We start from the raw sequence: 12,118 nt of genomic DNA on the forward strand, positions 1-12,118 counted from the left end.
ACGGGGGAGCAACTTGGACTACGGCGCCAGCCGATAACCGCCCGCCTCGGTGAGCAGCAGCTTGGCGTTGGCGGGGTCGGACTCGATCTTCTGGCGCAGGCGGTAGACGTGGGTCTCCAGGGTGTGGGTGGTGACGCCGGCGTTGTAGCCCCAGACCTCGGCCAGGAGCTCCTCCCGCGACACCGGCTTTTCGCCTGCGCGATAGAGGTATTTCAGGATGTTGGTTTCCTTCTCCGTCAGGCGGATCTTCCGCGCCTGCGAATCGACCAGCATCTTGGCGGCCGGGCGGAACTCGTAGGCGCCCAGGCGGAAGACCGCGCCCTCCGAGTGCTCGTAGTCGCGCAGCTGCACGCGGATGCGGGCCAGCAGCACGGCGAACTTGTAGGGCTTGGCGACGTAGTCGTTGGCCCCGGCGTCAAGGCCCTGGACGGTGTCGTCGTCCTCGCCGGCGGCGGTGAGCATGATCACCGGCGTCGCGATCCCGCTCGCGCGGATGCGGCGGCAGGCCTCGCGGCCGTCGAAATCGGGCAGGTCGACGTCGAGCAGGATCACGTCCGGCCGCTCGGTCTGCGCCAGCCGCACGCCCTCGGCCGCAGTGGCGGCCTCAAGGGTCGTGAAATCCTCGGCTTGCAGTTGTTCGGCGACCGCCCCGCGAAGGTCCGCGTCGTCATCGACGATGAGGAGGGTCTTGCGTTGAGCCATGGATTGCGACCATGCACCGTATCTGGGCCGGGCCGCAAAGGGATTTGGGGCCGAAGGCCTTTGGACGCCGCCATGATCTTCACCGCAACCGCAGATGGCTGGCTTGACCTCGGCGTTCGGCGGGTGCGCTGCGCCGTGGGGAAAGCGGGTGTGAAGCCGGCCGCCGAGAAGCGCGAGGGCGACCTCGCCTCGCCCGCCGGCGTCTGGCCGATCCGCCGCCTGCTCTACCGGCCGGATCGAGGGCCGCCGCCCAAGACCGCCCTTCCCGTCGAAGCCCTGACCCGAGATGACGGCTGGTGCGACGCGCCGGACGACGCCGACTACAACCGCCCGATCAAGCTGCCGCACCCGGCGAGCTTCGAAAAGATGTGGCGTGACGACGGCCTCTACGACCTCGTCGTCGTGCTGGGCCACAACGACGACCCGCCCAAGCCGCACCTGGGATCGTGCATCTTCCTGCACCTGGCCCGGGAGGGCTATGCGCCCACCGAGGGCTGCGTGGCGGTGACCCGCGCCGACCTGGAAGAGCTGCTGGCGGCGGCCGGGCCGGGCGACGCGGTCGAGATCCGGCAGGCCTGAGCGATCGCTAGTGTCCCGATTCCGAAGTTCGCAAGCGCTTGCGGCTGGCTCTGGCGAACTTCGGAATCGATGAGGACACTAGCAAGTCAATGTTTCTAGTGTGCTTTCTTGGATTTGAAGTTCGCTCGGCGCGTGGCCCGTGAGTGCGGCGAACTTCAAATCCAGCACACTAGGCCCGCGCGCCGAACACCGCCGAGCCCACCCGCACGCTGGTGGCGCCGAACCGGATCGCCGTCTCGAAGTCGTCGCTCATGCCCATGGACAGCCGCGAAAGCCCGTTGCGGGCGGCAATCTTGGCGAGCAGCGCGAAGTGCGGCCCGGGCGGCTCGTCCACCGGCGGGATGCACATCAGGCCCTCGGGCTCCAGGCCATAGGTCGCGCGGACCGCGGCGATGAAGGCGTCGGCCTCGCCGGGGACCACGCCGGCCTTCTGCGGCTCCTCGCCGGTGTTCACCTGCACGTAGAGCCGCGGGCTGCGGCCCTGCGCCTGCACCTCGTCGGCGAGGACGCGGGCCAGCTTCTCGCGGTCGAGGGTCTCGATGACGTCGAAGAACGCCACGGCGTCGGCGGCCTTGTTGCTCTGCAGGGGGCCGATGAGATGCAGGGCGAGGCCCCCCGTTCCGACTTGGGCGCGGCGCTCGGCCCAGCGGGCTTGCGCCTCCTGGACGCGGTTCTCGCCGAACACCCGCTGGCCGGCCGCCAGCACGGGGGCGATGGCCTCCCAGGGCTGCTGCTTGGAGACGGCGACCAGGCACACGTCCGCCGAAGCGCGACCCGCCGCTTGCGCCGCACGGGCGATCCGGGCCACGACAGCGGCGTAGCTTTGGGCGGGATCGGCGGAGGACGCAGCCATTTCCGGGGGTTTCTGGACCTTGGCGAGAACCGCTTGGTTCCTAGGGCGCCGCGCCCAGGCACGGAAGGGGGCGCGGAAGGAGGCGCGGAATGGCGCTCGGACACGCCTGCCGCCCCTGCTGTTCTTTACCGACCCCGCTCGCACCCCCGATCCCGAGGCGATCGCCCGCCGGCTGCCGCCCGGCACCGCGGTGGTGTTCAGGGCGTTCGGCGCGGCGGACGCCGAGGCGCGCGGGGCGCGGCTGCTGGCCATCGCCCGCGAGCGGCGGCTCAGCTTGCTCATCGGCGCCGACGCGGACCTGGCCGCCCGCCTCGGAGCAGACGGCGTGCACCTGCCCGAGCGGTCGGCGCATCGGGCGCGCCGCCTCAAGGCCGCCCACCCCGGATGGATCGTCACCGCCGCGGCCCACTCGCCGATGGCCGCGCGCCGCGCGCTTGCGGCGGGGGCGGACGCGGTGGTGGTTTCGGCGGTGTTCCCGAGCCGCAGCGCCTCGGCGGGCGCTCCCATAGGGCCGGTGCGGCTGGCGATGCTGGCGCGGCAGGTCCGCGGGCCGGTCTACGCCCTGGGCGGCGTCGACAATAAAACGGCCCGCCGTCTGAAGGACGCGGGCCTGGTCGGTCTGGCGGCGGTGGACGCCTTTAGAACTTGAACTTGGTTTCCAGCTGCACCCGCGGCTGGCCGGTGTCCGGCGCGCCGGGCTTCGGACCGGGCGAAACCTGCTCGTCGCCGAAGGCCAGGCTGCCGCCCACCCGCAGCGACGGGGTGATGCGGTAGTAGGCGCCGGCCTGGATGTCATTGGCGGTGGCGGCGCGGGCTTCCGGCTGCTGCAGGTTCAGCATCACGCCCCAGTGGCCGCGCGCGGCGTCCCACTTCACGGTCTGCGATCCGGGCGCGATCGGCGAGGATTCGGTGCGGACGGTGAAGTCCAGCGGCTTGCTGGTCTTGCCGTCCGCCGCCTGCACGCCGCCGGCCGCCGCCCCGATCAGGGCGGTCGTGGCGACCAGCAATGCGAACCTGCGGACGGACATGCCCAACATATAGCCCTTGCACCCCCCGCGCGCACCCCCGGGCTTTCCCCCGGGTCGCACAACGGCAGAGGTCGATTAAAGAACGGCGAGGGCCCAGGTCAACCGACTCCACGGCCGCAGGGCTCCAATCCGTCGAAGAACCTCGGCGCCTGTGGCGGCGGGGCCACGCGATTCCTGTTTGGCGACTGCCACGGCGTTGTTATAGAGGGCGCGGCGCGGGGCGGCGCCGTGGCGCTTACCTGGCGCGGCGGAAATCATTGGAGACGGATACATATGCCGTTTGTGCGCGGTACCTGGATGCGTGGCGTAGCGTTGAGCGCCTTGGCCGTCGCCCTTATGGGCGTGGCCGGCTGTTCCCATGTCATGCATCCGTTCGGCGGCGGCAATGGGCCGAAGACCACCGACGCCGGCAACGGCACGGCCGCGGCGATCGGCGTCAACGGCTACCTGTGGCGCGCGACCCTGGACACGCTGTCCTTCATGCCGCTGGCCTCGGCCGACCCCTACGGCGGCGTGGTGATCACCGATTGGTACACCAACCCGGAAAAGCCGGACGAGCGCTTCAAGTGCACCGTCTACATCCTGGACGCGCGCCTGCGCGCCGACGGGCTGAACGTGGCGGTCTTCAAGCAGAACAAGGACGCCGCCGGCAACTGGATCGACGCGCCTTCGGCCACCCAGACCGAGACGGACATCGAAAACGCCATCCTGACCCGCGCGCGCCAGCTTCGACTGTCGAACATCAAGGGCTGAATGCTCCCCTTAGGGGGAGCTCCGGCGAAGCCGGTGAGGGGGTTCGAGCCCACCGGTCCAGCCGCTGGAATGAAACCCCCTCCATCTCGCGGCTTCGCCGCGATCCACCTCCCCCTGATCGCGCGCTAAGCGCGCTGGGGGAGGATCACCGTTGACCGGAACTCCAACTCCAGTCCAAAGCCTCCCTGACGATGGCCCGCTATAATCCCAAAGAAACCGAGCCCAAGTGGCGCAAGGCCTGGGCGGACGCCGACGCCTTCCGCGCGACGATGGATCCGTCGAAGCCCAAGTACTACGTGCTCGAGATGTTCCCCTATCCGTCGGGGCGCCTGCACATGGGCCATGTGCGCAACTATGCGCTCGGCGACGTAATCGCCCGCTTCAAGCGCGCCCGCGGCTTCTCCGTCCTGCATCCCATGGGCTGGGACGCGTTTGGCCTGCCCGCCGAGAACGCCGCCATGGAGCGCGGCGTCGATCCCAAGGGCTGGACCTACGACAACATCGCCCGCATGCGCTCAGAGCTGAAGGAGCTGGGCCTGTCGATCGACTGGTCCCGCGAGTTCGCCACCTGCGACGTCGCCTACTACGGCCAGCAGCAGGCGCTGTTCCTGGACCTGTTCGCCCGCGGCCTGGTCTACCGCAAGGAGGGCATGGTCAACTGGGACCCGGTCGACCAGACGGTGCTGGCCAATGAGCAGGTGGTCGACGGCCGCGGTTGGCGCTCCGGCGCGGTGGTCGAGAAGCGCAAGCTGAACCAGTGGTTCCTGCGCATCACCGACTACGCCGACCAGCTGACCGACGACCTGGCGACCCTGGAGCGCTGGCCCGAGAAGGTGCGGGTCATGCAGGAGAACTGGATCGGCCGCTCCAAGGGCCTGAGGTTCGCCTTCGACTTCGCGGGGACACCTCCGGAGGGATTCGATCGAGGGCTGGAGGTCTACACCACCCGGCCCGACACCCTTTATGGCGCGAGCTTCGTGGGCATCGCCCCGGACCATCCGCTGGCCGAGCAGATCGCCGCGGCGAACCCCGCGGCCGCGGCCTTCATCGCCGAATGCAAGAAGGGCGGCGCCTCCCAGGCCGAAATCGACACGGCCGAGAAGATCGGCTTCGACACCGGGCTGAAGGTGAAGCACCCCTTCGATCCGAGCTGGGAAATGCCGGTCTGGATCGCCAACTTCATCCTGATGGAATACGGCACGGGCGCGATCTTCGCCTGCCCGGCGCACGACCAGCGCGACCTGGAATTCGCCCGCAAGTACGGGCTGCCGGTCAGGCCTGTGGTGCTGCCGCCCGGCGAGGATCCGGCCACCTTCACGATCGGCGACGAGGCCTACACCGGGCCGGGGACCATCTATAACTCCGGCTTCCTGGACGGCCTGGACATCGAGGCCGCCAAGGCCGCGGCGATCGCGCGGATCGAGGCGCAGGGCCAGGGCGAGGGCGCAACCGTCTATCGGCTGCGCGACTGGGGCGTGGCCCGCCAGCGCGCCTGGGGCTGCCCGGTCCCGATGGTGCATTGCGAGAAGGACGGCGTGGTCCCGCTACCCAAGTCCGCCCTGCCCGTGGCGCTGCCCGACGACCTGGAGTTCGGCAAGCCGGGCAACGCGCTCGACCGCCACCCGACCTGGAAGCACACCACCTGCCCCGTCTGCGGCGGCCCGGCGACGCGCGAGACCGACACCCTGGACACCTTCGTGGACTCGTCCTGGTACTTCGCCCGCTTCGCCAATCCGGACGCACCCGAGCCCATCGACAGGCAGGCCGCCGACTATTGGCTGCCGGTCGACCAGTACATCGGCGGCATCGAGCACGCGGTCCTGCACCTGCTCTATGCGCGGTTCATGACCAAGGCGCTGGCCGACGACGGCCAGCTCGGCGTGCGCGAGCCTTTCGCCGGGCTGTTCACCCAAGGCATGGTGACCCACGAGACCTATCGCCGGCAGAGCGGCGAGTGGCTGGAGCCGCGCGAGGTCGAGGTGGTCGTCGAGGGCAAATCCCGGCGCGCTCGGCTGCTCGACAACGGCGCCGAGGTGGTGATCGGCGACGTCGAGAAGATGTCGAAGTCCAAGCGGAACACCGTCGCGCCCGAGGAGATCTTCGACGTCTACGGCGTCGACGCCGCGCGCCTGTTCGTGCTGTCCGACTCCCCGCCCGAGCGTGACGCCCAGTGGACCACCGGCGGCGTCGCGGGCGCCTGGCGCTTCGTCAACCGGGTCTGGGAGGAGTTCGACAGCCAGCCGCGGGCGGCCGGAGACGGCGGCGAGGACGAGGCCGCCACCGCCGTGCGCCGCGCCACCCACAAGCTCGTCAAGCAGGTCGCCGAGGCCATCGAGACCTTCCGGTTCAACTCCGGCATCGCGCGGCTCTACGAGTTCCTGAACCTCCTGAAGGCCAACCCCGCCGCGGGCGCTTCGCAGCCGCTGCTCGCCGCCCGGCAGGACGCGCTGTCGGCCTTCGCGCGCCTGATCGCGCCCTTCACGCCGCATCTGGCGGAAGAGTGCTGGGCCAGGGTCGGCGGACAGGGCATGGTGGCGATGGCCCCCTGGCCGGCGTTCGACCCGGCGCTGACGCAGGACGCCGTGCGCGTCCTGCCGGTGCAGGTGAACGGCAAGCGGCGGGGCGAAATCTCGGCGCCGGCGGGAGCCTCGGCGGCCGACGTGGAGAAGATCGTGCTTGACGACCCCGAGATCGCACGGCGCCTTGAAGGCTTGACCATCCGCAAGGTGATCGTGGTGCCCGACCGCATCGTCAACATCGTGGCCGCCTGATGCGGCGCTTCCTGGTCCTCGCCGCGGCGTGTGGCGCCCTGACGCTCGCCGGCTGCGGCTTCACGCCCCTCTATGCGCAGCCGGGCGTGGTCTCGAACCTCGCCGCCATCGACGTGACGGCGCCCGGGGGCCGCACGGGCTTCCTGCTGCGCCAGCACCTGGACGACGCCTTCGCCAAGAACCGCACCGGGCCAGCGAAATACGCCATGCGCCTGTCGCTCTCCGAGGCGCGCTATCCGCGCGGCATCCGCACCGACAACGTCGCCACCCGCTACGAATATGTGCTGACCGCCGACTACACGCTGGCGAACCTGCCCGCCGGCGACATCGCCAAGAAGGGCCGCGTGCGGGTGGAGCTGACCTACGACTCCGCCGACCAGCCCTACGCCTCCATCGCCGCCCAGCAGGACGCCGAGGACCGCGGCGCCGAAGAGGTCGCGCGACGCATCCAGCTCGAGCTCGCCGCCTGGCTGGCGACGGGCGAGCCGAAGGCTTCCAAGACGCCGACGGTCGTACCGCCCAAGGCCGCCGGGAACCCCAGGAAGGGCTGAGGGCATGATCCTCGGCAAGCGCCCCGATATCGAGCGCTTCCTCAGGACCCCGGACAGCCAGGTCCGCGCCGCCCTGATCTATGGCCGCGACATGGGCGTGGTGCGCGAGCGCGGCCAGGAACTGGCGGGCCGGATCGCCAAGGACCCCAACGACCCCTTCGATGTGGCCCAGCTGACCGACGGTGACCTCGACAGCGACGCCGGGCGGCTGGAAGGCGAGCTCGCCGCCCAATCGCTGATGGGCGGGCGCCGGCTGGTGCGGCTGCGGTTCGCGACCGAGAAGGTGGGGCTCGACAAGCTGGCCGCGGAGGCCCTTACCCGCCACGCCGCCGGCGAACTCAACCCCGACGCCTTCCTGTTGATCGAGGCCGGCGCGCTCGGCCGCGATTCCACGCTGCGCAAAGTCGCCGAGAAGGCGCCCGCCGTCGCCACCATCCCCTGCTACGAGGACGAGCCCGGCGACGTCGCCCGCCAGGTCCGCGAGGCGCTGACCAAGGACAACCTCTCGCTCAGCTCCGAGGCGCTGGCGCTTTTCGTGGCGCGCATGCCCAAGGAGCGCGGCGTCGCCCGGCAGGAGATCGAGCGCCTGGCCCTCTTCCTGGGTCCCGGCAGCGGGGCTGTCGCCACGCCGGCCGACCTGGAGCCCTTCCTGGGCGTCGAGCCGGAGGCGTCTCTGGCCGACGCCGCCGCCGACGCCTTCGGGGGCCGCCTCGCCGACGCCCAGGCCGGCCTGCGCCGCGCCGCCCAGGAGGGCGAGGCCGGTCCCGCCGCTGTCCGCGCCATGGGGATGCACCTCGGACGCCTGCGCCGCACCCTGACCTTGGCCAAGAGCGGCGCCGGCCTGCAGGAAGCGGCCAAGGCCTCAGGCGTCTTCTGGAAGCAGGAGCGCGAGTTCCTGCGCCAGGCCCGCACCTGGACGCTGGACGAGCTCGACCGCATCCAGCCGGAGATCCTCACCGCCGACCGGCTGTGCAAGACCGCCGGCTCCCCCGACCAGCTGATCGCCGAGCGCCTGGCGCTGGCGGTGGCCGGCCGCGCACGGCGGTTGGGGCTGTAGGGCGGTCCTGATCAGGCGCGGTCTTGTCTTCCCCCGTACCGGGGGAAGCCTCTTAGTCCCTGACCCGCGAGTAGACGAAGCAGTCGCTGGGCGCGTCCGGCGCGCTGTAGCCCGCCTTGCGTAGGGTCCCCTCACTGGCATAGCGGCAGTTCTCGGCCAGGCGCGCCGAGGCGTCGTTCCAGGTCTCGATGATCAGCTGCAGGCGGTGGCACCAGGGGTTCTCGGCGAACAGCAGGTCGGAGAACAGCCGCAGCGCCTCCGAGGCGTAGCCCTTCCCGCGGTCGTCCTCGTCGTGGAGGATGTAGCCGATCTCCAGCCCGTGGATCCCCGGGCCAGCCCGATAGAACTGCAGGGTGCCGATCAGCCGCCCGCCGTCGGCCTCGGCGACGCCTTCGATGGCGCAGGCGCCGGCGTCCTTGGTCCAGAAGCCGGTCTGGTCATAGACCTCGCGCGCCCGCGCCGGGTCGGTCAGCGGCTCGGTGATCGACAGGGTGTACTTGTGGGCGGTGGCGGCCTTCAGGTCCCGCACGCCGATGTTGCGCAGGCGAACCTTCTGGCCTTCGGCGAGGATCATGTGCGGGTCAGTCTCCGGCAGAGGTCATCGAGCTGTTCGAGGGTGGCGTATTTGATCTTGAGCTCGCCGGCGCCGCCGCGGTCGACGATGTCGACGCTCATGCCGAGCACGTCTTCGAGGTCGGTCTCCAGGGCGGCGGTGTCGGTGTCCTTGGCCGCGCGGCGCGGACCCGAGGCCTTCTTCGGCGCGACGGATTTGTGCTTGGCCAGCGCCTCGGCGTCGCGGACGGAAAGCCCTTTCTCGACAATGGTTTGCGCCAGCACCTCCGGATAGGCGGCGCTGAGGATCGCCCGCGCGTGGCCGGCGGTCAGGCGGCCGAACAGCACGTGGTCCTGCACGCTCTCCGGCAGCTGCAGCAGGCGAAGCGTGTTGGCCACGTGGCTGCGCGACTTGCCGACCGCAGCGGCGGCCTTGTCCTGGGTGTAGGCCATCCGCCGCATCAGGGAGGCGTAGGCCTGCGCCTCCTCCATGGCGTTGAGGTCCTCGCGCTGGACGTTCTCGACGACCGCGATCTCGAAGGCCTTGTCGTCGTCAAGCACCCGGATCAGCGCCGGGATGGCGGTCAGCCCCGCCTGTTGCGCCGCGCGCCAGCGGCGCTCGCCGGCGACGATCTCATATTCGCCGGGCGTCTTGGGCGAGGGGCGCACCAGGATCGGCTGCAGGACGCCCTTGTCGCGGATCGAGGCCTCGAGCTCGCCGATCTCGGATTCGGGGAAGTGCCGCCGCGGCTGGTCGGGATTGCGGTGGACAAGCTCGATGGGGATGTCGCGCGTGCCGTCGGTGGCGCTCTCCGCCTGACCGTCGGCGGCGTCGTCCAGCAGGGCGGAAAGTCCCCGGCCCAATCCTCTGCGGCCCTCGGCCATCGTCAGCTCCCTACGCCGCCACTTTGCGGCGCGCACGCTCGCGCAGCACCACTTCGCGGGCAAGCCGCAGGTACGCCTGGCTCCCCGCGCACTTCAGATCGTAGACCAGCGCCGGCTTGCCGAACGAGGGCGCCTCGGAAACCCGCACGTTTCGGGGGATCACCGTCTGGTAGACGGTCTCGCCGAAGTGGGTGCGCACGTCGTTGGCCACCTGCGCCGACAGGCCGTTGCGCCGGTCGAACATGGTCAGGACGATGCCCTGGATCTCCAGATTCGGATTAAGGCTCGCGTGCACCAGGTCGATGGTGCGCATCAGCTGCGTCAGGCCTTCCAACGCGAAGAACTCGCACTGCAGCGGCACCAGCACCGCGTCGGCGGCGGCCATGGCGTTGACGGTCAAGAGGTTCAGCGACGGCGGGCAATCGATCAGGACGTAGGTGTAGAAGCCGGCCTCCCGGATGGGGTCGAGCGCGTCCTTGAGCTTGAAGGAACGCCGCGCCTGCTGGGCCAGCTCCATCTCGATGCCGGAAAGGTCCGGATCGGACGGCGCGATGTCGAGGCCGGGCACCGCGGTCTTCACCACCGCCTCCGTGATGGTCTTTTCGCCCATCAGCACATCGTAGAGGGTGTGCTTACGCAGCGCCCGGCCGATGCCGAGGCCCGTCGAGGCGTTGCCCTGCGGGTCGGAATCGATCAGCAGCACCCGCTCGCCGACCGCGGCCAGCGCCGTGCCGAGGTTGATCGCCGTGGTGGTCTTGCCCACCCCGCCCTTCTGGTTGGCGACCACCAGGACGCGTAAGGCCCGGTCAGACCTTGCGGGCACGGCCAAGCCTCTTCACGCGCACGATGCGGCCCCGCGGGTCGCTCTTGGATGGCACGACGTCAGCCTCATACTCCCAATATCTAGCAGCTTCCTTCATCTCAGACACCACATCTTGTCCTTTAAGGAACAGGCCCGTCGCGCCGGACTGGAGGTATGGCCGGGCATACCCGAGCAGGCGATGGAGCGGCGCACAAGCCCGCGCGGTGACGATCTCCACAGTTAGATCGAGGTTTTCCGCACGCGCGTTGTGGACGGTGGCCGGAAGCTCGAGCTCGGCAACCACTTCGCCCAGGAACTTGCAGCGCTTGGTCATGCTTTCCACGAGATCGACGTGGAAGCCGAGCAGGCCCTTGCCGAGGATCGCCAGCACGATTCCGGGCAACCCCGCGCCCGCGCCGAGGTCAGCCCAGGCCCGCGCCTCGGGCTGCAGCTTGACCAGTTGGGCGCTGTCCCAGGCGTGGCGCGACCAGAAGTCCGGCAGGGACGCAGGGCCCACGAGGTTCATGACCTCGTTGCGCTCGGCCAGCATGACGCGGAAGCGCTCCAGGTCGGCCATCTGCGCCGCCGTGGCCCCGCTGACCGCGGCAAACCCCTCGGCGTCCATCAGTGGTGCGGCCTCAGGCGGCGCGGCGGCGGACATGGGCCAGCAGGGCGGTGAGCGCTCCGGGCGTGACCCCTTCGATCCTGGCCGCCTGGCCCAAGGTCAAGGGCCTGATTGTGTTCAGCTTTTCCCGCGCCTCGTTGGAAAGTCCGCCGACGGCGGAATAGTCCAGCGCGGCCGGCAGCGTCAGGTCCTCGTCGCGCCGAAACGCGGCGACGTCGGCGGCCTGACGGTCGAGGTAGCCGGCGTAGGCGGCGTCGATTTCCACCTGCTCGCGCACCGCGGGCGGCCAGGCGCCGATCTGCGGCCAGATCCGCGCCAGGTCCTCGAAACCGATGGTCGGGTAGGCCAGCAGCTCGGTCAGATTGCGCCGCTGGCCGTCGGCCTTGACCGGCAGTCCGGCCTTCTCGGCCTGCGACGGAGTCAAGGTGAGGCTCGATGCCATGGCGCGGGCCGCCGCCAGCGCCTCGGCCTTCTCCGCGAACGCCCCGGCCCGGACCGAGCCGACCACACCCAGCGCCTCGCCCTTCGCGGTCAGGCGCTGGTCGGCATTGTCGGCGCGCAGGATCAGGCGGAACTCCGCGCGGCTGGTGAACATCCGATAGGGCTCGGTCACGCCGCGGGTGACCAGATCGTCGATCAACACACCGATGTAGGCCTCGTCGCGGGCGAAGGACGCCGGGTCCGCGCCCGAGGCGGCCCGCGCCGCGTTCAGGCCAGCCACCAGCCCCTGGGCGCCCGCCTCTTCGTAACCCGTCGTGCCGTTGATCTGGCCGGCCAGGTAAAGGCCCGGCAGCCGCTTGGCCTCCAGGGTCGCATAGAGCTCGCGCGGATCGACGTAGTCGTACTCGATGGCGTAGCCGTGGCGGACCACCCGCACGGCCTCCAGTCCGGGGATGGTGCGCAGGAACGCATCCTGGGTCGCCGCCGACACCGACGTCGAAATCCCGTTCGGATAGATGG

General features: G+C 70.2%; 14 protein-coding genes. 6 read left to right on the plus strand and 8 right to left on the minus strand.

All coding sequences use genetic code 11. The features are described 5' to 3' along the window. Positions 1 to 18: 18 nt before the first annotated feature. Complete coding sequence (locus JWP28_RS06160; RefSeq protein ID WP_299541136.1) at positions 19 to 702, minus strand: response regulator transcription factor; 684 nt, start codon at positions 700 to 702, stop codon at positions 19 to 21. A gap of 72 nt (positions 703 to 774) precedes the next feature. Between JWP28_RS06160 and JWP28_RS06165 the strand changes: the two genes are divergently transcribed. Then, complete coding sequence (locus JWP28_RS06165; RefSeq protein WP_299541138.1) at positions 775 to 1,281, plus strand: L,D-transpeptidase family protein; 507 nt, start codon at positions 775 to 777, stop codon at positions 1,279 to 1,281. A 169-nt stretch (positions 1,282 to 1,450) separates the two neighbouring features. On the opposite strand, the gene JWP28_RS06170 is transcribed toward JWP28_RS06165, so the two are convergent. Then, positions 1,451 to 2,134, minus strand: coding sequence for a YggS family pyridoxal phosphate-dependent enzyme (locus JWP28_RS06170; protein WP_299541141.1), 684 nt, complete (start codon positions 2,132 to 2,134; stop codon positions 1,451 to 1,453). A gap of 19 nt (positions 2,135 to 2,153) precedes the next feature. Here JWP28_RS06170 and JWP28_RS06175 point away from each other — a divergent pair, with 19 nt between their 5' ends. Continuing rightward, on the plus strand, positions 2,154 to 2,783 hold the full coding sequence (locus tag JWP28_RS06175; RefSeq protein ID WP_299541143.1) for a thiamine phosphate synthase: 630 nt from the start codon (positions 2,154 to 2,156) through the stop codon (positions 2,781 to 2,783). Here the strand turns inward: JWP28_RS06175 and JWP28_RS06180 are convergent. Then, positions 2,773 to 3,162 (minus strand): NtrZ family periplasmic regulatory protein, encoded by a 390-nt coding sequence (locus tag JWP28_RS06180; RefSeq protein ID WP_299541146.1) that lies wholly within the window; start codon positions 3,160 to 3,162, stop codon positions 2,773 to 2,775. The genes JWP28_RS06175 and JWP28_RS06180 overlap by 11 nt on opposite strands. A 273-nt stretch (positions 3,163 to 3,435) precedes the next feature. Here JWP28_RS06180 and JWP28_RS06185 point away from each other — a divergent pair, with 273 nt between their 5' ends. The 4 genes from JWP28_RS06185 to holA all read left to right on the plus strand — a co-directional run bounded on the left by JWP28_RS06185 (position 3,436) and on the right by holA (position 8,294). Continuing rightward, a complete protein-coding gene (locus tag JWP28_RS06185) occupies positions 3,436 to 3,915 on the plus strand; it encodes a DUF3576 domain-containing protein (protein WP_299541149.1) in 480 nt (159 codons plus the stop codon). Positions 3,916 to 4,106: 191 nt separating this feature from the next. Further along, positions 4,107 to 6,686: a leucine--tRNA ligase gene (gene leuS, locus JWP28_RS06190; RefSeq protein ID WP_299541152.1), complete on the plus strand. Its 2,580-nt coding sequence runs from the start codon at positions 4,107 to 4,109 to the stop codon at positions 6,684 to 6,686. Then, the gene (lptE, locus tag JWP28_RS06195) at positions 6,686 to 7,237 is read left to right on the plus strand and encodes an LPS assembly lipoprotein LptE (RefSeq protein ID WP_299541155.1); all 552 of its coding nucleotides are present in this window, start codon (positions 6,686 to 6,688) and stop codon (positions 7,235 to 7,237) included. The genes leuS and lptE overlap by 1 nt, the downstream gene beginning before the upstream one ends. 4 nt (positions 7,238 to 7,241) lie before the next feature. Next, entirely contained in the window at positions 7,242 to 8,294 is a 1,053-nt protein-coding gene (gene holA, locus JWP28_RS06200; protein ID WP_299541158.1) for a DNA polymerase III subunit delta, read from the plus strand. 52 nt (positions 8,295 to 8,346) lie between these two features. Here the strand turns inward: holA and JWP28_RS06205 are convergent, their stop codons facing one another. From JWP28_RS06205 to JWP28_RS06225, 5 genes are all read right to left on the minus strand, one after another. After that, on the minus strand, positions 8,347 to 8,868 hold the full coding sequence (locus JWP28_RS06205; RefSeq protein ID WP_299541161.1) for a GNAT family protein: 522 nt from the start codon (positions 8,866 to 8,868) through the stop codon (positions 8,347 to 8,349). Then, positions 8,865 to 9,731 (minus strand): ParB/RepB/Spo0J family partition protein, encoded by an 867-nt coding sequence (locus JWP28_RS06210; RefSeq protein ID WP_299541164.1) that lies wholly within the window; start codon positions 9,729 to 9,731, stop codon positions 8,865 to 8,867. The genes JWP28_RS06205 and JWP28_RS06210 overlap by 4 nt, the downstream gene beginning before the upstream one ends. A gap of 10 nt (positions 9,732 to 9,741) precedes the next feature. Beyond that, positions 9,742 to 10,554 (minus strand): AAA family ATPase, encoded by an 813-nt coding sequence (locus tag JWP28_RS06215; protein ID WP_299541167.1) that lies wholly within the window; start codon positions 10,552 to 10,554, stop codon positions 9,742 to 9,744. Then, a complete protein-coding gene (gene rsmG / locus JWP28_RS06220) occupies positions 10,538 to 11,194 on the minus strand; it encodes a 16S rRNA (guanine(527)-N(7))-methyltransferase RsmG (RefSeq protein ID WP_299541170.1) in 657 nt (218 codons plus the stop codon). The genes JWP28_RS06215 and rsmG overlap by 17 nt, the downstream gene beginning before the upstream one ends. Then, positions 11,172 to 12,118 (minus strand): FAD-dependent oxidoreductase (locus tag JWP28_RS06225; protein ID WP_299541173.1); only part of this gene is annotated, 947 nt, incomplete at its 5' end. The genes JWP28_RS06225 and rsmG, both read right to left, overlap by 23 nt.

This window comes from Phenylobacterium sp. (genome assembly GCF_028290885.1).
In the GTDB taxonomy this organism is placed as follows: domain Bacteria; phylum Pseudomonadota; class Alphaproteobacteria; order Caulobacterales; family Caulobacteraceae; genus Phenylobacterium.

Bases quoted from the DNA above. Each gene is read 5' to 3' on its own strand.
- JWP28_RS06160 (WP_299541136.1), bottom strand. From the start codon at position 702: ATGGCTCAACGCAAGACCCTCCTCATCGTCGATGACGACGCGGACCTT.
- JWP28_RS06165 (WP_299541138.1), top strand. From the start codon at position 775: ATGATCTTCACCGCAACCGCAGATGGCTGGCTTGACCTCGGCGTTCGG.
- JWP28_RS06170 (WP_299541141.1), bottom strand. From the start codon at position 2,134: ATGGCTGCGTCCTCCGCCGATCCCGCCCAAAGCTACGCCGCTGTCGTG.
- JWP28_RS06180 (WP_299541146.1), bottom strand. From the start codon at position 3,162: ATGTCCGTCCGCAGGTTCGCATTGCTGGTCGCCACGACCGCCCTGATC.
- JWP28_RS06185 (WP_299541149.1), top strand. From the start codon at position 3,436: ATGCCGTTTGTGCGCGGTACCTGGATGCGTGGCGTAGCGTTGAGCGCC.
- leuS (WP_299541152.1), top strand. From the start codon at position 4,107: ATGGCCCGCTATAATCCCAAAGAAACCGAGCCCAAGTGGCGCAAGGCC.
- lptE (WP_299541155.1), top strand. From the start codon at position 6,686: ATGCGGCGCTTCCTGGTCCTCGCCGCGGCGTGTGGCGCCCTGACGCTC.
- holA (WP_299541158.1), top strand. From the start codon at position 7,242: ATGATCCTCGGCAAGCGCCCCGATATCGAGCGCTTCCTCAGGACCCCG.
- JWP28_RS06205 (WP_299541161.1), bottom strand. From the start codon at position 8,868: ATGATCCTCGCCGAAGGCCAGAAGGTTCGCCTGCGCAACATCGGCGTG.
- JWP28_RS06210 (WP_299541164.1), bottom strand. From the start codon at position 9,731: ATGGCCGAGGGCCGCAGAGGATTGGGCCGGGGACTTTCCGCCCTGCTG.
- rsmG (WP_299541170.1), bottom strand. From the start codon at position 11,194: ATGTCCGCCGCCGCGCCGCCTGAGGCCGCACCACTGATGGACGCCGAG.